We start from the raw sequence: 20,226 nt of genomic DNA, 5'->3' as shown, positions 1-20,226 counted from the left end.
GAATGGTACGATATGGCTAGAAAATTGAAGAAAGTGAGTGACCTCATGTTTCGTGCAATTATTGGTTGGTTATTACTTGCTGCCCTCATCCCATTATTTGTTCTGACTTTTTATCTATCAAAGGAAGAAGCTGCAAGTGTAAAGCCTGTTAACGAAGTGCTTGATCAAAAAATCAAGCTGGAAAAGATAGATTTTTCCCAAAACAGTTATATGTATGACCGGGATGGTTCTCTTATCTCCGAGATCGTCTCAAACGATGAGAACCGAGTGTTCGTGAAATACGATAAAATCCCTGAACCTGTGAAGGAGCTGTTCCTTCGCTCAGAGGACCGCAACTTTTATGACCATAAAGGCATTGACTTTATGGGAGTTGTTCGTGCCCTTGCCGCAAACGTCAAAAACCATGGCATCAGCCAAGGAGCGAGTACGATCACACAGCAGCTGTCCCGCAACTTATATTTAAGCCATGAACGTTCGTTCAGCAGAAAGTTTACGGAGCTGCTCTATTCCTATGAACTTGAACGGAAATTCTCTAAAGATGAAATTCTCGAAAGCTATTTAAATACGATTTATTTCAGTAATGGTGTTTACGGTGTCGGTTCTGCGGCTAATTACTATTTTGATAAGCCGCTTAGTTCTTTAACACTTGCACAAATGGCATTTATCTCTGCTATTCCAAACAACCCAACACTGTATGACCCATTAAAACAGTTCAAGCACACAAAGAAACGCCAAGAACGACTGCTTGGTATTTTGAAGAAAGATGGCGTCATCACCAAAAAACAATACAAAAAAGCCGTCAAAGAAAGAATCAGCCTGTCCTTAAGTGAAAAGAAAAACCTTTACCCTGACTATGTGACATATGCCAATGAAGAGTTTACCGATCTTGTGTCTGACCAGGAGGGCTTTACAAAACGATTGAAGAAGGCCAAAACGGGTGAAGCAAAAAAGGCGATACAAAAAGAATTATCTGAAAAGGTCAGTGCCCTGCTCCAGGATGGCGTGAAAATTTATACGGCGCTTGATCCTTCCTTACAGCAAAGAGCCGTCTATCAGCTCAATGCTCAATTGCCTTACCAAGGTGTGGAAGGCGGATCAGCCGTCATTAATCATGAAACGCATCAAATTGTTGCACTTGCTGGCGGGAAAAATTATAAGAAATTTGATTTCAACTATGCTTATCAAGCGCAAAGACAGCCTGGTTCTGCGATTAAACCGCTTTTAGACTATGCGCCTTATATTGATCAAACCGGCGCAACGGCTTCAAGCACCATCAGTGCCGGCAAGTTTTGCAGCAGCGGATACTGTCCGCAGAACTATAACCATAAAACGTATGGAACGGTCACACTTGAAACAGCCTTTAAACATTCTTACAATACCCCTGCGATCCGAATGCTGGATACAGTAGGTGTCAAAAAAGGCTTCAGCTATTTAGAGAAGTTCTCATTCGAGCATATCGTAGCGGATGATTACCGCCTTCCTTCTGCACTTGGCGGATTTACGAAAGGCTTCTCACCGCTAGAAATAACAGATGCGTATACCGTCTTTGGCAACCAAGGAGCCTACACACAAAGTCATTCGATCACAAAAGTGACAGACTTAAACGGTAAGACCCTTTACAAGTGGAAAGAGTCGCCAAAACAAGTATATTCTCAGCGTACAAATGAAACGATGCGTAAGCTGCTTACCTCCGTTGTGAAAAGTGGTACAGGGAAAAAAGCGAATTTCAATGCCCCTTACATCGGTGGTAAAACAGGGACATCCAATGACTACAAAGATATTTGGTTTGTGGGACTGACAGATCAGTACACAATGGGTGTCTGGGTCGGAAGAGATAGAGGAACGGTCGAATCGATTTACAATTCAAGCCCGCACTTACGTATTTGGAAAAATACGATGCAATACGCCAGATAAACAGGAGGTTTGATTGCGATGCATTCAACACATCCACCCCATTTAATTTTATTTGACGGTGTCTGCAACGTGTGCAGCGGCGCTGTTCAGTTTGTGATTAAGCGCGATCCGAATGAACGGATGATGTTCGCTTCATTACAATCAGATACAGGGCAGCGTATTTTAAAAGAAAACGGTTTGCCTTTAGATGAGTTCAATTCATTCATTTATATTGAAAAAGGGACCCTTTATACGAAGTCGACAGGCATCTTAAAAGCCGCGCGGCATTTAAAAGGGATATACAGATGGAGCTTTTTACTCCTTGCCATACCTCGCCCAATCCGAGATTGGTTTTATCAGCTGATTGCAAAAAATCGCTACAAATGGTTTGGTCAAAAAACATCTTGTATGATGCCTACACCCGATATTCAAAAACGGTTTCTTTCATAAAAAAAGCATCCTCCATCATTGGAGGATGCTTTCTTTGTCTGCTTATGAAGGCAGACTTGCCATCACACTGTTATAAAGCTTAATAAATAAGTACAAAATACCGATCAAAAACGTCGCCCAAAACAGCAGAATAAACATCATAAATCCAATCAAATTCAGCATAGAAAGCGATTGATAAATGCGAACCACAACCCAGATAAAATAGACAAGACTTGCTAATGCAAAAAGTCCGACAAGCAGAATGAGCTGCTGCGTCAACAGAAATGCAAGCAAGCTGGCAAATAAATAAACAACGGATGCAATCCGGATTTTCTTTAAGTTCTCCCCTTCAGGGTCCTTAGCGAAAAAGAGCAACGCCAGCTCTAATACCGTATCTGCAATCAGTTTTAAGGCAGATAAGATCATAAAATAAACAAGTGCAAAAGCAGCAAAGAGAGCAAGACGGATGCCCTGTTCTGAGAAAAATTCCAGCATTCCTTTTAAAATACCTGCTTGAGTCAAGAAATCAGTTGTGATACCTACTGTAAAAATCGAAAAAGCAGAGCTGAATAGTAAAATTGAAATCAGCGGAAAATATCCAGTCAAATATGTATTTTTCATAAATAGTTCCTTTCTCATAAGCTCACATTTATTATGGCTCACTTAAAACGGATTGACAAGATGCTTTCAAAGTAAACTGACAGCAAAATCAAATTTATGATTTTGCACGTACATTCCTTCACAAACTTACATTTTCCCGTTAAAGTATTACTGTTACGAAAAAATCGTGCGTTAGGGGTATACTCGTGAAAAAAACTTTAAGACTGCAAACACGGCTGACGATTTTTGTGTGTGTCGTTGTCCTGATCTCCCTTTGTATCACATTCTTTACGATATGGTCGGAAACAGCCAAAAACATTCATCAGCAGGAGCGTGACATTGCTCTCTCTACTGCCAAAATGGTCGCAGAAGCACCGATCACCTCACAATCATTAGAAGATCATTCATATTCAGCATTACGAAAATATACAACAAGTGTTCAGCAAATCACCAAAACCGAATTCGTTGTCGTCATGGATATGAACGGTATCCGCAAAACACACCCGAATCCGCAGAAGATTGGAAAGCGCTTTGCCGGCGGTGATGAAAAAGCAGTATTACAGGGAAAAGAACATATTAGTACGGCTTCTGGAACACTCGGCAGATCCATGCGTGCTTTTGTTCCTGTTTATGATCAAAATGGTAAGCAGCTCGGGGCTGTGGCTGTAGGGATTACGTTAAAGGAAATTGACTTGATTATTCATCAAAGCTTACTTCCACTCTACTTCGTCACATCACTCAGCCTTCTATCCGGCATCATCGGAGCACTCATTGTTGCAAGAAAAGTGAAGAAAATTATGTTTGGACTTGAGCCGGATGAGATCGCCACATTGTTAAAAGAAAGAAGCGCCATGCTAGAATCAACAAAAGAAGGGATTCTTGCCGTTGATCAGCACGGTAAAATCAAGCTGGCCAATGCAGAGGCCAAACGGCTCTTTCATAATATGGGCATTATGGTTGATCCTAGAGAACAAGATGTTCAAACTCTCCTCCCTTCAAGCGGCTTAAAGCAAGTCATTAAAACACGCAAGCCGCTGCTTGATCGTGACGTGAGAATGAATGGACTGGAGCTCGTCTTTAATGAAGTGCCAATTACGGTAAAAGGTGAAATTGTCGGGGCCATCGCCACCTTCCGTGACAAAACAGAAGTGAAACATCTGGCTGAGCAGCTTAGCGGGGTCAAAATGTATGCGAATGCGCTTCGTGCCCAGTCACATGAATTTATGAACAAGCTGCATGTCATTTTAGGATTGGTTCAGCTCAAAAACTACGATGACCTTGGCACTTATATCAAAGATATTGCGATCTATCAGCAAACGGAAACAAATGAAATCATCAACCATGTGAAAAACTCTGTTTTAGCAGGATTTTTACTAGGAAAACAAAGCTATATCAGGGAACAAGGCGCTGCCTTGGAGGTTATTTGCAGCACACAAGTGCCAAATACGGAGGACCCGGCAGTGACGCATGATCTCATTACCGTGATTGGCAACCTGTTAAATAACGCACTCGATGCTGTTTCACATACTGAGACGAAAAACATCTCGATCTCCTTCAGATACGTCCATCAGCAGCTTCACATTGAAATCACGGACACAGGTGTTGGTCTCACAAAAGAAGAACAAGACATCATGTTTGATCAAGGCTTTTCAACTAAAGGAGAAGACAGAGGGTTCGGACTCTACTTCGTTGACCAAAGCATCAAGAAATTGAACGGACATATGATTGTCACGAGTGAAAAAGGAGAAGGAACGACCTTTAGTCTCCGCATTCCGTATAAACAAAAGGAGGATTCACATGATTAATGTGTTAATAGTAGAAGATGATCCAATGGTTGGGGAGCTGAACAAACGCTACCTGACCCAAATCGACGGCTTTGAGTTAAAGGGGATTGCCACCTCCTTTCAGCAGGCACTTGAAGTGTTAAAAACAGAAGTCATTCACCTCGTACTGCTCGATATTTATATGCCTGGACAAAATGGACTGGCATTACTAACAGAAATTCGCCAGCAAAATCATGCCGTTGATGTCATTGTCATTTCGGCTGCAAATGAAGTCGATGTTGTACAGCAAACGATGCGAAATGGAGCAGTTGATTATTTAATCAAGCCTTTTGAGTTCGAACGATTCCAATCAGCACTGGCAGAGTATAAACGGAAACACGCCCTGTATCAATCCATGAACAGCATTTCGCAAAATGATTTAGATGCGAAGCTTTTTCATAAAAAAGCAGAGGCGGAAAAAGTCCTTCTGCCAAAAGGCCTGACCAAAAGCACACTCAAACTCATCTGGACAAGCATTCAATCATTTGGTCAGCAGGCTTTCACGACTGAAGACCTAGCCAATCATACAGAAATCTCTCAAGTCTCCATTAGAAAATACTTGAAATTCCTTGAGGATATCGAAGTGGTGGATGTTGAAATGGCGTATGGGACAATTGGACGTCCTGTTTTCCAATATAAACTGAACACAAGCAATATGAATTTGATTCAGCAATATCTTTAAACTGCTACATCTGACCTTTCACAAAGGCCAGATGTTTTTTTATGGCATACGATGTAACAAACCCCTTGATATCAGCTGTTCTCCTGTAGTAGAGCACATCACAAAAGCGGCATTATATCATATTTCAGCAGATAAAAAGACATCAAATAAAGCCATTTAACATTTTTTTAAAAATAAAACAAATTTCTATTTATTTATTCGATTGGAAATGATAAATTATGATTGATTAGTTCACCGAGATATAAGTCTGATGTCTTACATCTTCTCTCCTGCCCTCCATAAGTTTCATGAGAAAGCAGGATAAAATACCCTTTTCAGAAGGGTGAGAAGAGATAAGTCGGTCTTTTTTCGCGAGACTTTTCTGAAACTTTTAAATTTTATAGGGGGTTATGTTTTGAAGAAGCGCAAAATTGGACTAGCATTGTCCTTAGTCGTAGCAGCAGGAACCATCCTTGGAGCATGCGGCAACTCTGGCTCAAACAGCGGTGAAAGCAAAAAAGATAAAGATCAATTCACTGTTGCAATGGTAACTGATGTCGGTGGTGTCGATGACAAATCGTTTAACCAATCAGCTTGGGAAGGTTTACAAGCATTTGGGAAAGACAACAATTTAAAAAAAGGTAAAAACGGCTTTGATTACTTACAATCTAAATCAGATGCTGACTATACAACAAACTTAAACACACTTGCTCGTGAGAAATTCGACCTGATTTACGGAATTGGTTTCTTAATGGAAGATGCTATATCTGAAATTGCGGATCAACGTAAGAAAAACCACTTTGCTATCGTTGATGCAGTCGTGAAAAAAGACAACGTGGCCAGCATTGTGTTTAACGAAAACGAAGGATCATTCCTTGTGGGTGTTGCGGCTGCTCTTTCTACAAAATCAAACAAAATTGGTTTTGTCGGCGGCGTTGATTCTGAATTAGTCAGAAAATTCGAAGTCGGTTTCCGCGCAGGTGTTGAAGCAGCTAACCCGAAAGCAAAAGTTGAAGTGAAATATGCTGGTGCATTCGATAAGGCTGACATCGGGAAAGCAACAGCTGAAAGTATGTACAAATCCGGCGTCGACATCATCTATCATGCTGCTGGCGGTACTGGAACTGGTGTCTTCACAGAAGCGAAAAACCTGAAAAAAGCGGATCCTAACCGTAAAGTTTGGGTCATCGGTGTAGATAAAGACCAGTATGACGAAGGAAAAGTACCTGGAACAAAACAAAGTGTCACCCTTACTTCTATGGTTAAGAAAGTAGACACAGCGGTACAAGACTTAACAACGAAAGCAAAAGAAGGTAAGTTCCCTGGCGGCGAAGTGATCACATACGGTCTGAAAGAAGGCGCTCTTGACATCTCTCCATCTAAGGAAAACCTTGATAAAGATGTATTAAAGAAAGTTGAAGAATGGAAACAAAAAATCATCAAGGGTGAAATTAAAATCCCTGCAACACGTGATGAACTAAAAGATTTTAAAGCTTAATTTGAGCATCGGGATAAGCGCACCTTATCCCCTTGCCTCTCCTTTACCTCCTCTTTATTCGTAAAAGGTGGTAAAAGAAAAGCTGCAGCCTCGTTTTGCAGCTTTTCTTTTGCTAGTTTTTATCTTCATCAGCACCCTAAAAAAGGAGCGGTTAAACCTGTGGATTATGTCATTGAAATGTTGAATATACGCAAAGAATTCCCTGGCATTGTAGCAAACGACAACATTACGCTGCAGCTAAAAAAGGGCGAAATTCATGCGCTGCTTGGTGAAAACGGCGCTGGAAAATCAACGCTCATGAACGTGCTTTTCGGACTGTACCAGCCTGAAAAAGGTGAAATCAAGGTGCACGGAAAACCCGTGACTATCTCTAGTCCAAATGATGCTAGTGATTTAGGCATCGGAATGGTGCATCAGCACTTTATGCTTGTCGATACCTTCACTGTTGCTGAAAACATCATTTTAGGTAAAGAGCCAAAGAAATTTGGAAAGATTGACAAAGAACAAGCCATACAGCAAGTACAAGAGCTTTCTGACCGCTATGGTTTGAAAATAGATCCTGCCGCAAAAGTATCTGACATCTCTGTCGGCATGCAGCAGCGTGCAGAAATCTTAAAAACACTTTACCGCGGCGCTGACATTTTGATCTTCGACGAACCAACGGCCGTTTTAACACCTCAAGAAATCAAAGAACTCATACAAATTATGAAAAACTTAATCAATGAAGGTAAATCCATTATTTTAATCACCCATAAGCTGAAAGAAATTATGGATGCCTGTCATCGCGTGACCATTATCCGAAAAGGCCAAGGCATTCGTACACTTGATGTGGAAAGCACAAATAAAGACGAACTTGCAAGCCTCATGGTTGGCCGTGAAGTGTCATTTAAAACAGACAAAAAAGCTGCTTCTCCTGCTGAGGAAGTTCTTCAAATTCAAGACCTCACAGTAAAAGACGCCAGGGGAATTGAAGCGGTCAAACAGTTGAACCTCTCAGTGAAGGCTGGCGAAATTGTCGGAATTGCTGGGGTAGATGGCAATGGCCAGTCTGAATTAATTGAAGCCATTACCGGTCTAAAAAAATCAGAATCTGGCACAATCATGCTAAACGGGAAAGCCATTCAAAATCTCCCGCCTCGTAAAGTGACCGAATCTGGGATTGGACATATCCCTCAGGACCGTCATAAACATGGGCTTGTGCTCGATTTTTCAATTGGAGAAAACATTTCCTTACAAACATATTATCAGCGTCCTTATTCAAAATTCGGCTTATTGAATATAAAAAATATTTATCAAAAAGCAAAACGAATCATTGCGGAATATGACGTCAGAACACCAAGTGAATATACAGAAGCGCGCGCTCTGTCAGGCGGTAACCAGCAAAAAGCCATTATCGGCCGTGAAGTTGACCGCAATCCTGATTTATTAATTGCCGCTCAGCCGACACGAGGACTTGATGTTGGTGCAATTGAATTTGTTCATAAACGTCTAATTGAGCAAAGAGACTCAGGCAAAGCCGTTTTGCTCATCTCCTTTGAACTTGATGAAATTATTAATGTCAGTGATAAGATCGCTGTCATTTTCGAAGGCAGCATTGTGGCCATTGTTGATCCAAAAGAAACAACAGAGCAAGAGCTTGGTTTATTAATGGCTGGAAGTACGCAACAGGAAGTGGGGAAAGAAGCAAATGTCTAATCGCTTAACAAATCTGCTGATTCCGCTTATAGCCATTGTACTTGGCCTTTTCGTTGGGGCCATTATTATGCTGGCAAGCGGTTATAGTGTCATCGAAGGCTATAGCGCCCTTTGGAATGGCGTTTTCGGTGAAACCTATTATATGGGAGAAACCATCAGGCAAGTGACACCTTATATTTTATCAGGTCTTGCTGTTGCCTTTGCATTTCGGACAGGCCTGTTTAATATCGGTGTAGAAGGCCAAATGCTCATTGGCTGGGTAGCTGCTGTATGGATCGGAACAACTGTCCATGCACCTATGTATATCCATCTCCCGCTTGCACTCATCACAGCAGCTGCTGCTGGTGCATTATGGGGCTTTATTCCTGGGTTTTTAAAAGCTCGTTTTTATGTGCATGAGGTCATCGTCACCATCATGATGAACTACATTGCCCTTCATGTCACAAACTATTTAATCTCAAATGTCTTAACAGATAATAAAGATAAAACAGATAAAATCGATGCCACTGCCTCGCTCCGCTCTGGATTTTTTGAGCAGATCACTGATTTTTCCCGGATGCATAATGGTATTTTTGTTGCCATTATTGCTGCGGTCGTGATGTGGGTCATTATTCAAAAAACCTCTAAAGGGTTTGAATTACGTGCTGTTGGAATGAACCAGCAGGCATCACATTATGCTGGTATGAACGTTCGCCGCAATATCATTTATGCGATGCTCATTTCAGGTGCTTTTGCAGGTCTTGCAGGCGCTATGGAAGGCCTTGGTACATTTGAATATGCCTCTATTAAAGGCTCGTTTACAGGCGTAGGTTTTGATGGAATCGCCGTTGCTTTATTAGGTGGAAATACGGCTGTTGGTGTTGTTCTTGCTGCATTATTGCTTGGTGGATTGAAGGTCGGTGCTTTAAATATGCCGCTTGAATCAGGCGTACCGACTGAGGTTGTTGATATTGTCATTGCGATCATCATTCTTTTCGTCGCCTCAAGCTATATTATCCGTCTTGTGATTCAACAAATGAAGAAAAAGGGGGGAAAATAAGTGGGATTTCTGCAAATACTTGAAATCATCGTCCCAGCTACACTTGTTTATGCTGCACCACTTATTTTAACCGCTCTTGGAGGCGTCTTTTCAGAAAGATCAGGTGTTGTCAATATCGGTCTTGAAGGTTTGATGGTCGTCGGAGCATTTTCCAGTATTATCTTTAACTTATTTTTTGCTGATACGTTTGGAGCCTTGACCCCGTGGCTTGGGCTTCTCATCGGAATGGCCGTTGGCGGATTGTTCTCACTGATTCATGCAGTGGCGACCATTACCTTCCGAGCTGATCAAACGGTCAGTGGTGTGGCCATTAACATGCTGGCTCTTGGTGCTACATTGTTTGTCGTAAAACTGATTTACGGAAAAGCACAAACTGATAAAATTACAGAGCCTTTCTATAAAGGAGATATTCCCCTTTTAAGTGACATTCCGATCATTGGTGATATTTTCTTTAAAGATGTTTATTATACGTCCATACTCGCCTTAGCTCTTGCAGTTGTTGCTTGGTTTGTTTTATTTAAAATGCCGTTTGGTCTTCGTCTTCGTGCAGTCGGAGAGCATCCAATGGCAGCTGATACAATGGGAATCAAAGTGTATCGGATGCGTTATATCGGCGTCTTCATTAGTGGACTGTTTGGCGGTCTTGGCGGAGCTGTTTATGCCTCAACGATCGCGCTTGATTTCTCCCATGCCACCATTACTGGACAAGGCTTCATCGCACTAGCTGCGCTTGTATTCGGTAAATGGCATCCGTTTGGCGCAATGGGCGCTGCGTTATTCTTTGGATTTGCTCAAAGTTTAAGCATTATTGGCTCTCTCCTGCCGCTGTTCCAAGATATACCGAACGTGTATATGCTCATAGCACCATATGTGCTCACCATCTTAGCACTTACTGGCTTCATCGGACGTGCTGATGCACCGAAAGCACTTGGTACGCCTTATCTAAAAGGAAAACGATAAATACGATGTATGATCAATCCCCTGAAGGACAAACTACCTTCAGGGGATTTTTGTATGATAAAAAACACAAAAACTCCTGTTTATTTTACTTTTATTACACTTATTTTAGTTTAATAAATAGAAGAGAGTCATTGAATCTTCTACAATTGAGACAAATAGCATTTGGGGGTGTTTATGTGGCTAATGCACAACAATTGAAATCGATTACAGACGATTCTGACAATAATAAAAGCGTTTTCCGTAAGATCATGTCTTGGAAAATTGGTGTTATTGATTTACCTGTGTATTTAGTACTTGCAGCGATTATTTTAACTGCCGCTTATTTCAATAAAATTCCAGCAAATATGCTTGGTGGTTTCGCTGTTATTATGATTTTGGGAATTTTCCTTGGAGATGTAGGACAACGTATTCCAATCTTAAAAGATATTGGTGGACCGGCGATTCTTTCTTTATTCGTACCATCGTTCCTGGTCTTTTTTAATGTTCTGAATCCGAACTCATTGGAAGCGGTTACGTCTCTTATGAAAACGTCGAACTTCCTTTACTTCTATATCTCTGCTCTTGTAGTAGGTAGTATTCTTGGGATGCAGCGAACTGTTTTAGTACAAGGCCTTATTCGTATGTTTGTTCCTCTCGTTGCAGGTACAATTGCAGCTGTGAGTGCTGGTATCCTTGTTGGCCTTTTAGTTGGTTACACACCGCATCATTCATTCTTCTTTATTATTGTACCGATTATTGCCGGTGGTGTTGGAGAAGGGATTTTGCCATTATCTATCGCTTATTCACAAATTCTTGATGTATCAGCAGAGTCATTAATTTCTCAATTAATTCCTGCGGCTGTCATTGGGAACGTCATTGCCATTATCTGTGCTGGCGCATTGAAGAAGCTTGGTGAAAAACGTCCTGAGCTAAACGGAAATGGCCGTCTTGTGAAATCTAAAGAAGCAAACGAAATTTTCGAGCAGCCAGATTTGGATGCAAAAGTTGATTTCGGGTTAATGGGTGCTGGTGTACTCGTTGCTTGTACAACCTTCATCTTTGGTGGTCTGTTAGAAAGCTTTGTTCATATTCCAGGTCCAATCTTAATGATTGTTCTTGCTGCTTTAATCAAATACTTAAACGTGATGCCTCAGCATCTTCAAAACGGCTCACAGCAGTTCTACAAGTTTGTATCTAAAAGCTTTACATGGCCGCTAATGGTTGGTCTTGGTATTCTATACATTCCACTTGATGATGTAGCAACTGTCATCTCCATTCCATTCGTATGCGTATGTATCGCTGTTGTACTCGCAATGGTTGGTTCTGGTTACTTCGTTGGAAAACTAATGAACATGTATCCAGTAGAATCTGCTATTGTCACTGGCTGTCACAGCGGACTTGGCGGTACTGGTGACGTTGCGATTCTTTCAGCTTCTGGAAGAATGGGTCTTATGCCTTTCGCACAAGTATCTACACGACTTGGCGGAGCAGCAACTGTTATCTGTGCAACGATCTTACTCAGAGTGTTTAGTTAAACTACCACACATAAAAAGCATGGGCTCTCACATGGGCCCATGCTTTTTTTATATTTCTTTTCTCCTATAAGATCTTATTCATCAGCTAATACAATTCGTAAATATTCCCTGGGCTGAAAAGGATACAGCTTGGTTTCTTGATAGCTCATGTGAAGAAGATGCTCAGAAAACAGCGGCCATTCACTCCCGGCCTGCCACCTTTTTTGATCATTTCGGTCAATCAAGAATGCTCCTCCTAAAATCGTGCAGAATAGGCTTAAGCTGATGGCGATCTTTCGTTTCATTTGATCAGCTCCTTTAGGAAAAGCATGTACGAAAAACAAAACAATATACAATGAGTATCATTTTTGATAAAATTATTTTTGTGGTCAAAAGAACCTAAAACAAATACAGTTTGCTTGAAATCGTTTCAAACCAATGCACTATGGCTGTATTTACGCTATAATTTTAATTACCAGTTCTTTAGAACGTGAATTTATATTGATCAAAGGAGGTTCATTTTCTTGCAGCTTATTCACTTCGCCATCCTATCACCTTTTTTACTCGCTTTTGTTGTACCTTTCCTTTACAAATATGTGAGGCGTATACATACAGGATGGTTTGTTCTCATCTTGCCGATTCTTTTATTTACCTATTTCATCCAAATGTTACACATCACTTCGAATGGACGAACGCTTTTCTCACAGGCTGAATGGATTCCATCTTTAGGGATGAATTTCACTGTGTATGTCGATGGTCTCAGCCTGTTATTTGCTTTATTAATTACAGGTATCGGCTCACTAGTGGTGCTGTACAGTATTTTCTACTTATCAAAGGAAAAAGAACAGCTTGGCTCTTTCTACACGTATTTGCTCATGTTTATGACCGCGATGCTGGGTGTCGTTCTTTCTGACAACATGGTGGTTTTATACTTGTTTTGGGAGTTAACGAGTATCTCTTCCTTCCTCTTAATTGGGTATTGGTATAAGCGGGAGCGCTCTAGATATGGAGCAACGAAATCACTGCTTATTACTGTTTTTGGCGGATTAGCTATGCTTGGTGGCTTCATCCTCATTTACCTGATTACTGATTCATTCAGTATTCGTGAAGCAGTCAATCAGCTTCAGCTCATCATGGCATCCCCTTACTTTATCCCTGCCATGATCCTAATCTTACTAGGTGCCTTTACGAAATCAGCGCAGTTCCCATTCTATATCTGGCTGCCTGATGCAATGGAAGCACCGACCCCTGTGAGCAGTTATCTGCATTCTGCTACGATGGTGAAAGCCGGTATTTATCTTGTTGCCCGCTTCAGTCCAATCTTTGCTATATCAGAGGTATGGTTCTGGACCATTTCCATCGTTGGGCTTGTCACATTATTCTGGGGATCATTCCACGCCGTCCGGCAAAACGATTTGAAAGCCATTCTGGCCTATTCGACAGTGAGTCAGCTCGGCATGATTATGCTCATGCTTGGCGTCGGCGCAGCTGCGATTCATGAAAACAATCCTGCCTTTTTTGGCGCAGCCGTTCTTGCAGCTATTTTTCACCTCATTAACCATGCTACGTTTAAAGGCAGTCTCTTTATGGCAGCTGGTATTATCGATCATGAAACAGGAACTCGTGACATTCGGAAATTAGGCGGATTAATGACGATCATGCCGATTACCTTCACAATTACGTTAATCGGTACATTTTCAATGGCCGGATTACCGCCATTTAACGGTTTCTTAAGTAAAGAGCTATTTTTCACAAGTATGATACGGATTTCTGATATCAGCTTTACGGACGTTTCAACATGGGGTGCCATCTTCCCGACACTCGCTTGGCTCGCTAGCGTCTTTACGTTCATTTATAGTATGATGCTCCTCTTTAAAACTTTTAGAGGCCGTCTGAATATAGACCAATTGGAGAAAAAACCGCATGAAGCACCGATCGGCATGCTCATTCCGCCCATCATTCTAGCTGCACTTGTGGTCACCTTCTTCTTTTTCCCTAATATTCTTGCCTATTCTGTCATTGAACCTGCAATTGCGGCGATCATTCCTGAAGCGATTGAAACAGGAAGCCGTTTTTCTGTGAAAATTGAAGCATGGCATGGCTTCCAGCCAGAGCTCTATATGACAATAGGTGTTGTTGTACTCGGCACAATCGGCTACTTGACGCTTTCAAAATGGCGTCCTATGTACAACATCTTTAAGGAAAAATGGTCATTTAACGCTTTATACGACCGCTCTCTTATCGGTTTGGAAAAAGGTTCATATCGCCTGACAAACAGTTATATGACTGGTTTTCTTCGGGACTATCTTGTTTATGTGTTCGGGTTCATGATTATTGTCATTGGCGGTGTGATGTTTTATCAGCAGGCCTTTTCATTTCAAACAGATCAGGCTGCCTCAATTGGCACGTATGAGGTGATTCTTTCACTTGTGATGGTGGCGGCGACGATTGCAACTGTATTCGCAAGCTCACGATTAACAGCTATTATTGCTCTAGGTGTCATGGGCTACACGCTGTCATTATTCTTCGTGATTTTCAGAGCACCTGACCTTGCGCTGACGCAGCTGATTATTGAAACGATTTCAGTCGCACTGTTTTTGCTTTGCTTCTATCATTTGCCGAAGCTGAGCTTAAAGCAAAAAACGAGAAGATTCAAAATGACTAATTTCATCATTTCTTTAGGTGTTGGGGTTGTTGTCACTTGTCTAGCTTTTGCTTCCACAAGTCAGCAGTCACTTGACACCATCTCAACTTACTTTATTGAAAATAGCTACAAACTTGCTGGCGGTGACAATATTGTCAATGTCATTCTTGTAGATTTCAGGGGCTTTGATACCCTCTTTGAAATTACTGTGCTCGCCATTGCAGCACTTGGTATCTATGGGTTATTAAAAACACAAGCAAAACGGAAGAGAGGTGTGCGGCGATGAGAAAGATTGATACGAATGATATGCTTTTGCAAGTCACAACAAAAATCACAGCATTCATCATCTTGCTTTTCTCCCTTCACCTATTTCTTGCGGGACATAACAATCCTGGCGGCGGATTCATTGGCGGCCTGATGAGTGCTGCGGCTGTTGTTCTTCTGCTTTTAGCCTATGATCTAAAAACAGTAAGACGCATTTTGCCATTTGACTTTATTTATGTAGCTGGAGCCGGTTTGCTCGTTGCGATTCTGACAGGTATGGGATCCTTTCTATTCGGTGCACCTTTTCTATCCCATGCATTTGATTATTTCCAATTACCGTTTTTAGGGAAAACAGAACTGGCGACAGCCGTCCTGTTTGATATCGGTGTGTATTTAGTCGTTGTCGGTGTCACCATGACCATTATTCAAATGATTGGAGAGAAGGAATAATGGAGTTTCTAATGTCTATTATCGTCGGAATTATTTTTATGGCGGCGACCTATTTGATGCTGTCAAAGAGCCTTCTGCGGGTCATCGTCGGTACTGCTGTTTTGAGTCACGGCGTCCACTTGCTTCTTTTAACAATGGGCGGCTTAAAAAAGGGAGCACCTCCAGTTCTAAAAGAGGGGCTCACATCCTATGTAGATCCATTGCCACAAGCATTAATTTTAACAGCCATTGTCATTGCTTTTGGTGTGACATCCTTATTACTTGTCATGGCCTTCCGTGCCTTCCAAGAGCTGCGAACAGATGACATGGATCAAATGAGAGGAAATGATCAGCATGAATAATCTCGTGATCCTGCCTATATTAATTCCATTACTAGCTGCTACACTATTGATCTTTATGAATAAAAACATCATGCTGTCAAGAGTCTTTAGTGTCTTGGCATCTCTTTCAGCCATTATATGTAATGCATATTTGGTTCAAACGATTTTCACAAATGGGATACAAACCCTTTATTTGGGCGGCTGGAAAGCGCCATTTGGGATTGCCCTTGTGGCCGATCAATTTGCTGCACTCCTTGTGCTGACCGCTTCCGTTGTCGGGCTTGTGACAGTCCTCTTCTCCTTTCAAACGATTGGGAAAGAAAGAGAGCGGCTCTTCTATTATTCTGGCGTACAGTTTTTGTTAGCTGGCGTGAGCGGAGCCTTTTTAACGGGAGATATTTTCAACCTGTTTGTATTCTTTGAATTACTGTTGATGGCATCTTATATGCTCATTGTATTAGGCGGATCAAAGCCTCAGCTTCGTGAATCACTCAAATATATTGTGTTTAATATCATCTCTTCGGCATTATTTATTGTCGGAGTCGCCTGTTTATATGCAGTGACGGGTACGCTCAATATGGCTGATTTAAGTGTGAAAATAGCTGAATCAGGGCAAACAGGGTTAATCACTGTTATTTCCATCCTGTTCCTCATTGTATTCGGCTTAAAAGCTGGGATCTTCCCGCTTTATTTCTGGCTGCCAGGATCGTATCACGCGCCGCCAGCAGCGATTTCAGCTCTATTTGGGGCTTTGCTTACAAAGGTTGGCTTATATGCGATTGCCAGAGTCTTTACATTAATTTTTATACACGATACAGGCTTCACCCATACACTCATGGCGTGGCTTGCCGCACTGACGGTGATATTCGGTGTGATAGGCTCGATCGCCTATTCTGATGTGCAGAAGATCGTGATTTATAACATTGTCACAGCTGTTGGGGTCATTTTGTTTGGATTTGCAGCCAACACACCTGCATCACTCCAAGGTGCCATTTATTATCTCATTCACGACATGGTGATCAAAGGAGCATTATTTATGCTGGCAGGTGCCCTCTTTGTGTACGCTGGTACAAACCAACTGAAAAAAATGGGTGGACTGATTCAATCCCAGCCTCTATTAGGATGGATGTTTTTCATATCGGCTTTATCGCTTGCAGGAATTCCGCCGCTGAGTGGCTTTGTTGGAAAGCTGAAAATTGTGGAAGGTGGATTTTCTGCAGGACACATGACGTTTTCTATCCTGGTCTTACTGTCCAGCCTCCTTGTCCTCTACTCTATTATGAAGATTTTCATATCCGCATTTTGGGGCGAGGAACAGGATATGCGCAGAAGAAAGCCGTCAATTAAAGGAACGGTGTACCCTGGCGTACTGCTTGTCGTCTTATCGCTTGCCATTGGGTTAGGGACAGAGTTCATTGCCCCTTATATCAATCAAGCAGCGGAAATGCTCTCTACACCAGAAAAATATATTCAAGCTGTGCTGAAGGAGTAGATGAACATGGCCTTTCAAATATTACTAAACGCACTCCTCGCCTTTACATGGATGTTTATGAATGATACATACAGAGCCGCAGACTTTGTAACAGGTTTTGCATTAGGGATGATCGCCATTTTTATGCTGCGTCGATTTTTCCCGCAGCGTTTTTACGGCTATGCCCTTTATGCGATTTTCAAGCTTATCATCATTTTTATTCGCGAGCTGCTTCTTGCCAATTTAAGTGTATTAAAGACCGTATTATCTCCAAAGCTCACGATTAAGCCCGGTATTTTCGCCTTTCGTACGGACTTGAAAACAGATTGGGAAATCACCATACTGGCAAATATGATTACATTGACACCAGGTACACTAGTGATTGATATTTCTGATGATCGTTCGATTTTATACATTCATGCGATGGATATTGAAGATGCTGAAAAAGCCATTCACGATATCCGGGTTTCATTTGAAAAAGCGATTCAGGAGGTGAGCGGTAAGTAATGGAACTCATTTTGCAAATGTCACTTGGCATTCTTGCGCTGTCTACTTTGCTTTTTGTGATACGAGTGATCAAAGGTCCCTCTATTCCTGATCGTGTGAGTGCGCTTGATGCGATAGGAATCAATTTAATTGGGATGACAGCCATCGTTTCAATTTTACTGAAAACCACTGCATTCTTTGAGATTATTTTACTGCTCGGCATCCTTGCCTTTATCGGTACTGTCGCTTTTTCCAAATTCCTTGAGAAAGGGGAAGTGATTGAAAATGATCGTCATCGCTAAAGCCATCGTGATTTTCTTTATCATGCTAGGCGCTATTCTCTGTTTGATTTCAGCCATTGGTGTCCTCCGCCTGCCGGATGTTTACACACGTATGCATGCTGCATCAAAAGCATCGACACTTGGTGTTGTTCTGATTTTAGTAGGTGTGTTTTTTCACGAATGGTTTCTTGCAGGTGTTATTTCTGCAAAAATCCTTCTTGGGATCGTATTCATCTTTCTGACAGCACCAGTCGGCGCGCACTTGATCGGAAGAGCAGCTTACAATACTGGTGTTAAGCTTGACAAGCGCAGTGTCCAAGATGATTATGGCGGCTTCCGCAACTTTGTGATTAAGCGAAAAGAAGATTCTTATTTATAAAAAAAAAGCGAAAAAGAATGGCCTGACATGTTGGGCCATTCTTTTCTTTTATCGCTCAACAGCATATAAAAAAAGCTTCCGCTGCACCGGGAGCTTTTTTATATGCGATCAATGACAGCAAGTGTGCATCTTGACGTACAGATGTGCCGGTCTCGATCATCTTTTATATCGATTTGAAATACCATTGTACGCCGTCCTACATGTACTGGAACAGCTGTCGCTGTCACCACTCCATCGCGTACAGATTTTAAATGATTGGCATTGATTTCAATACCTGAGCAAACTTGCTGCGTTAAGTCTAAATGAGCAGCAGCCCCCATGCTCGCCACTGTTTCTGCTAGAGCAGCAGATGCTCCTCCGTGCAGCAGTCCAAATGGCTGTTTTGTTCTGTGATCGACTGGCATTGTTGCAACGCATCGTGACTCATTGCACTCTACAATCTCAATGCCTAGTGCCTCAAGCAGTGTATTTGATCCGCTCACATCCATTAAGGCCCTCTCCCTTCACACGTTTACAGCACACTTTCAGACTTGGCAATTAACACCGCTTCTGTACGAGATCCAACATTCAGCTTATTAAAGATGGATGTCAAACTGTACTCAATTGACCGTTTGCTCAAATGAAGCACATCGGCAATCTCCTGGTTTGTGTATCCTTTTTCTACTTCTCTAAGGATCAAACACTCTCGTTCGGTTAAGAGGTCGTGATCATTTTGCTGCTCCTGTTCTGGCTTTTCTTGCTGCTGTGAAATTAATTTCTTTAAATAGGACAGCTGAATGACAACTTCTCCTTGTAATGTGCGGTGTATGTATTCAATAATTTTGTCTTTCGTCTCTGTTTTACTAATTGCACCGTGTAATCCAGCCCGAATAGCCTCTTCAAAATAATCATCTACTTCATACCCTGTGTAAATGATAATTTTTACTTGATGGTTGGTTTCTAAGATTTGCTTCGCAATGTCCATTCCATTGATATCCCCGAGATTTAAATCCATCAAAATCACGTCATAGATGGAAAAGTCATGCGTCTTTAAAAAGGCGGCTTCTGCATCAGGACTTAAACAATCGACTGATAGCTGCTGGTCTGATTCTAATATACTTTTTGTCCCTTCCATGACAGCCGGATGATCATCAATGACCAATATCTTCTTCATGTCTTCCTCCCTTTAAATCACTCACTTCCATTTTATATAAAAAACTTGGCTGATGCCAAGTCTTAATCCTTAATAAATCGTTACAATTCCATTTCAATTTTCACCTTAAGCCCTTTTTCCGGGGCTGTGTGAATTTGAAGCTTTCCATTTAACGCTTTGACTCGTTCCCTAATTCCCGATAGCCCCATGCTCATTGTGTGCTGATCAAGATGACTTGCATCAAAACCGACTCCATCATCCTCATAGTGAAGAACAACCTGATCTTTAATACAAATCAGCATCACTAACACTTGAGTGGCTTTGGAGTGCTTCAGGGCATTGGATAACAGCTCCTGGACAATTCGATAAATATTCAGCTGTGAATCAATATCAATGTCCAGCTCTTTATCAAAGCGTGTCGTATTCAGCCTTATATGAAATGGCGCTTCCTCCTGAATTTGAGAAGTCAGCTTCGATATCGCCTTTACTAAACCTAAATCATACAGCAGCTGCGGCCGAAGCTCATGACACGTTTCTCTCGTCGTCTGAATCACTTTAGACATTTGATCGTTCCATGAGACAAGCGAATTTTCAATGGAGGTTGGGCATTGGTTGTTTTGGAAATTCGTTAAAAACATCTCTGACTGCCTTTTTAGTGATATCAAGTCCTGCAGCACGGAATCATGAAGATCCCTCGCTAAATCTGAG

Annotated in this window: 21 protein-coding genes; 16 read left to right on the top strand and 5 right to left on the bottom strand. The window is 41.7% G+C overall.

Annotated elements, in window-relative coordinates; all coding sequences use genetic code 11:
* Positions 1 to 12: 12 nt before the first annotated feature.
* Both NSS92_RS18630 and NSS92_RS18625 read left to right on the top strand, forming a co-directional pair.
* Positions 13 to 1,914 (top strand): transglycosylase domain-containing protein, encoded by a 1,902-nt coding sequence (locus NSS92_RS18630; RefSeq protein WP_340870143.1) that lies wholly within the window; start codon positions 13 to 15, stop codon positions 1,912 to 1,914.
* 18 nt (positions 1,915 to 1,932) lie between these two features.
* Positions 1,933 to 2,343 (top strand): thiol-disulfide oxidoreductase DCC family protein, encoded by a 411-nt coding sequence (locus NSS92_RS18625; RefSeq protein WP_024423304.1) that lies wholly within the window; start codon positions 1,933 to 1,935, stop codon positions 2,341 to 2,343.
* Positions 2,344 to 2,385: 42 nt separating this feature from the next.
* Here the strand turns inward: NSS92_RS18625 and NSS92_RS18620 are convergent, their stop codons facing one another.
* Positions 2,386 to 2,943 carry a YufK family protein gene (locus tag NSS92_RS18620; protein WP_024423305.1) on the bottom strand — a complete coding sequence of 186 codons (558 nt, stop codon included), beginning with the start codon at positions 2,941 to 2,943 and terminating at the stop codon, positions 2,386 to 2,388.
* 185 nt (positions 2,944 to 3,128) lie between these two features.
* Between NSS92_RS18620 and malK the strand changes: the two genes are divergently transcribed.
* The 7 genes from malK to NSS92_RS18585 all read left to right on the top strand — a co-directional run bounded on the left by malK (position 3,129) and on the right by NSS92_RS18585 (position 12,112).
* Complete coding sequence (malK, locus tag NSS92_RS18615) at positions 3,129 to 4,727, top strand: malate sensor histidine kinase MalK (RefSeq protein ID WP_340870138.1); 1,599 nt, start codon at positions 3,129 to 3,131, stop codon at positions 4,725 to 4,727.
* Complete coding sequence (locus NSS92_RS18610; RefSeq protein WP_024423307.1) at positions 4,720 to 5,427, top strand: response regulator; 708 nt, start codon at positions 4,720 to 4,722, stop codon at positions 5,425 to 5,427. Before malK ends, NSS92_RS18610 begins: the two co-directional genes overlap by 8 nt.
* A gap of 394 nt (positions 5,428 to 5,821) precedes the next feature.
* The gene (locus NSS92_RS18605; RefSeq protein ID WP_234107340.1) at positions 5,822 to 6,904 is read left to right on the top strand and encodes a BMP family lipoprotein; all 1,083 of its coding nucleotides are present in this window, start codon (positions 5,822 to 5,824) and stop codon (positions 6,902 to 6,904) included.
* Between the two features lie 159 nt (positions 6,905 to 7,063).
* Positions 7,064 to 8,599 carry an ABC transporter ATP-binding protein gene (locus NSS92_RS18600; RefSeq protein WP_340870132.1) on the top strand — a complete coding sequence of 512 codons (1,536 nt, stop codon included), beginning with the start codon at positions 7,064 to 7,066 and terminating at the stop codon, positions 8,597 to 8,599.
* On the top strand, positions 8,592 to 9,638 hold the full coding sequence (locus NSS92_RS18595; protein WP_095409459.1) for an ABC transporter permease: 1,047 nt from the start codon (positions 8,592 to 8,594) through the stop codon (positions 9,636 to 9,638). Before NSS92_RS18600 ends, NSS92_RS18595 begins: the two co-directional genes overlap by 8 nt.
* On the top strand, positions 9,639 to 10,598 hold the full coding sequence (locus NSS92_RS18590) for an ABC transporter permease (protein WP_048237319.1): 960 nt from the start codon (positions 9,639 to 9,641) through the stop codon (positions 10,596 to 10,598). It begins immediately after the preceding gene.
* A gap of 176 nt (positions 10,599 to 10,774) precedes the next feature.
* Positions 10,775 to 12,112, top strand: a complete 1,338-nt coding sequence (locus tag NSS92_RS18585; protein WP_024423312.1) for a 2-hydroxycarboxylate transporter family protein — start codon at positions 10,775 to 10,777, stop codon at positions 12,110 to 12,112.
* Between the two features lie 74 nt (positions 12,113 to 12,186).
* Here NSS92_RS18585 and NSS92_RS18580 read toward each other — a convergent pair whose 3' ends face one another.
* On the bottom strand, positions 12,187 to 12,396 hold the full coding sequence (locus NSS92_RS18580; RefSeq protein WP_024423313.1) for a hypothetical protein: 210 nt from the start codon (positions 12,394 to 12,396) through the stop codon (positions 12,187 to 12,189).
* 219 nt (positions 12,397 to 12,615) lie between these two features.
* On the opposite strand from NSS92_RS18580, the gene NSS92_RS18575 reads away from it, so the two are divergent.
* The 7 genes from NSS92_RS18575 to mnhG are packed head-to-tail and all read left to right on the top strand — an operon-like array spanning position 12,616 to position 18,386.
* Positions 12,616 to 15,021: a Na+/H+ antiporter subunit A gene (locus NSS92_RS18575; protein WP_041107625.1), complete on the top strand. Its 2,406-nt coding sequence runs from the start codon at positions 12,616 to 12,618 to the stop codon at positions 15,019 to 15,021.
* Positions 15,018 to 15,449: a Na(+)/H(+) antiporter subunit B gene (locus NSS92_RS18570; RefSeq protein WP_267586546.1), complete on the top strand. Its 432-nt coding sequence runs from the start codon at positions 15,018 to 15,020 to the stop codon at positions 15,447 to 15,449. Before NSS92_RS18575 ends, NSS92_RS18570 begins: the two co-directional genes overlap by 4 nt.
* Complete coding sequence (locus NSS92_RS18565; RefSeq protein WP_024423316.1) at positions 15,449 to 15,790, top strand: Na(+)/H(+) antiporter subunit C; 342 nt, start codon at positions 15,449 to 15,451, stop codon at positions 15,788 to 15,790. Before NSS92_RS18570 ends, NSS92_RS18565 begins: the two co-directional genes overlap by 1 nt.
* Complete coding sequence (locus NSS92_RS18560) at positions 15,783 to 17,261, top strand: Na+/H+ antiporter subunit D (protein WP_340870122.1); 1,479 nt, start codon at positions 15,783 to 15,785, stop codon at positions 17,259 to 17,261. Before NSS92_RS18565 ends, NSS92_RS18560 begins: the two co-directional genes overlap by 8 nt.
* A gap of 6 nt (positions 17,262 to 17,267) precedes the next feature.
* On the top strand, positions 17,268 to 17,747 hold the full coding sequence (locus tag NSS92_RS18555; RefSeq protein WP_340870120.1) for a Na+/H+ antiporter subunit E: 480 nt from the start codon (positions 17,268 to 17,270) through the stop codon (positions 17,745 to 17,747).
* The gene (locus NSS92_RS18550) at positions 17,747 to 18,028 is read left to right on the top strand and encodes a Na(+)/H(+) antiporter subunit F1 (protein WP_024425942.1); all 282 of its coding nucleotides are present in this window, start codon (positions 17,747 to 17,749) and stop codon (positions 18,026 to 18,028) included. The genes NSS92_RS18555 and NSS92_RS18550 overlap by 1 nt, the downstream gene beginning before the upstream one ends.
* On the top strand, positions 18,012 to 18,386 hold the full coding sequence (gene mnhG / locus NSS92_RS18545) for a monovalent cation/H(+) antiporter subunit G (protein ID WP_142945429.1): 375 nt from the start codon (positions 18,012 to 18,014) through the stop codon (positions 18,384 to 18,386). The genes NSS92_RS18550 and mnhG overlap by 17 nt, the downstream gene beginning before the upstream one ends.
* 98 nt (positions 18,387 to 18,484) lie before the next feature.
* Here the strand turns inward: mnhG and NSS92_RS18540 are convergent, their stop codons facing one another.
* The 3 genes from NSS92_RS18540 to NSS92_RS18530 form a co-directional block, all read right to left on the bottom strand.
* Entirely contained in the window at positions 18,485 to 18,874 is a 390-nt protein-coding gene (locus tag NSS92_RS18540; protein ID WP_095409463.1) for a hotdog fold thioesterase, read from the bottom strand.
* Between the two features lie 23 nt (positions 18,875 to 18,897).
* Positions 18,898 to 19,539, bottom strand: coding sequence for a response regulator transcription factor (locus NSS92_RS18535; RefSeq protein WP_252056613.1), 642 nt, complete (start codon positions 19,537 to 19,539; stop codon positions 18,898 to 18,900).
* Between the two features lie 80 nt (positions 19,540 to 19,619).
* On the bottom strand, positions 19,620 to 20,226 hold a 607-nt coding region (locus NSS92_RS18530; RefSeq protein WP_340870117.1), incomplete at its 5' end, for a sensor histidine kinase.

The sequence above is a fragment of the Bacillus sp. FSL M8-0166 genome, from assembly GCF_038008825.1.
GTDB lineage: Bacteria > Bacillota > Bacilli > Bacillales > Bacillaceae > Bacillus > Bacillus safensis.
This window is presented reverse-complemented; position numbering and strand designations above follow the sequence as displayed.

Coding starts and splice junctions, on each gene's coding strand:
- NSS92_RS18610 (WP_024423307.1), top strand. CDS start 4,720: ATGATTAATGTGTTAATAGTAGAAGATGATCCAATGGTTGGGGAGCTG.
- NSS92_RS18625 (WP_024423304.1), top strand. CDS start 1,933: ATGCATTCAACACATCCACCCCATTTAATTTTATTTGACGGTGTCTGC.
- NSS92_RS18555 (WP_340870120.1), top strand. CDS start 17,268: ATGGCCTTTCAAATATTACTAAACGCACTCCTCGCCTTTACATGGATG.
- NSS92_RS18535 (WP_252056613.1), bottom strand. CDS start 19,539: ATGAAGAAGATATTGGTCATTGATGATCATCCGGCTGTCATGGAAGGG.
- NSS92_RS18570 (WP_267586546.1), top strand. CDS start 15,018: ATGAGAAAGATTGATACGAATGATATGCTTTTGCAAGTCACAACAAAA.
- NSS92_RS18540 (WP_095409463.1), bottom strand. CDS start 18,874: ATGGATGTGAGCGGATCAAATACACTGCTTGAGGCACTAGGCATTGAG.
- NSS92_RS18565 (WP_024423316.1), top strand. CDS start 15,449: ATGGAGTTTCTAATGTCTATTATCGTCGGAATTATTTTTATGGCGGCG.
- mnhG (WP_142945429.1), top strand. CDS start 18,012: ATGATCGTCATCGCTAAAGCCATCGTGATTTTCTTTATCATGCTAGGC.
- NSS92_RS18595 (WP_095409459.1), top strand. CDS start 8,592: ATGTCTAATCGCTTAACAAATCTGCTGATTCCGCTTATAGCCATTGTA.
- NSS92_RS18560 (WP_340870122.1), top strand. CDS start 15,783: ATGAATAATCTCGTGATCCTGCCTATATTAATTCCATTACTAGCTGCT.
- NSS92_RS18630 (WP_340870143.1), top strand. CDS start 13: ATGGCTAGAAAATTGAAGAAAGTGAGTGACCTCATGTTTCGTGCAATT.
- NSS92_RS18550 (WP_024425942.1), top strand. CDS start 17,747: ATGGAACTCATTTTGCAAATGTCACTTGGCATTCTTGCGCTGTCTACT.
- NSS92_RS18580 (WP_024423313.1), bottom strand. CDS start 12,396: ATGAAACGAAAGATCGCCATCAGCTTAAGCCTATTCTGCACGATTTTA.
- NSS92_RS18620 (WP_024423305.1), bottom strand. CDS start 2,943: ATGAAAAATACATATTTGACTGGATATTTTCCGCTGATTTCAATTTTA.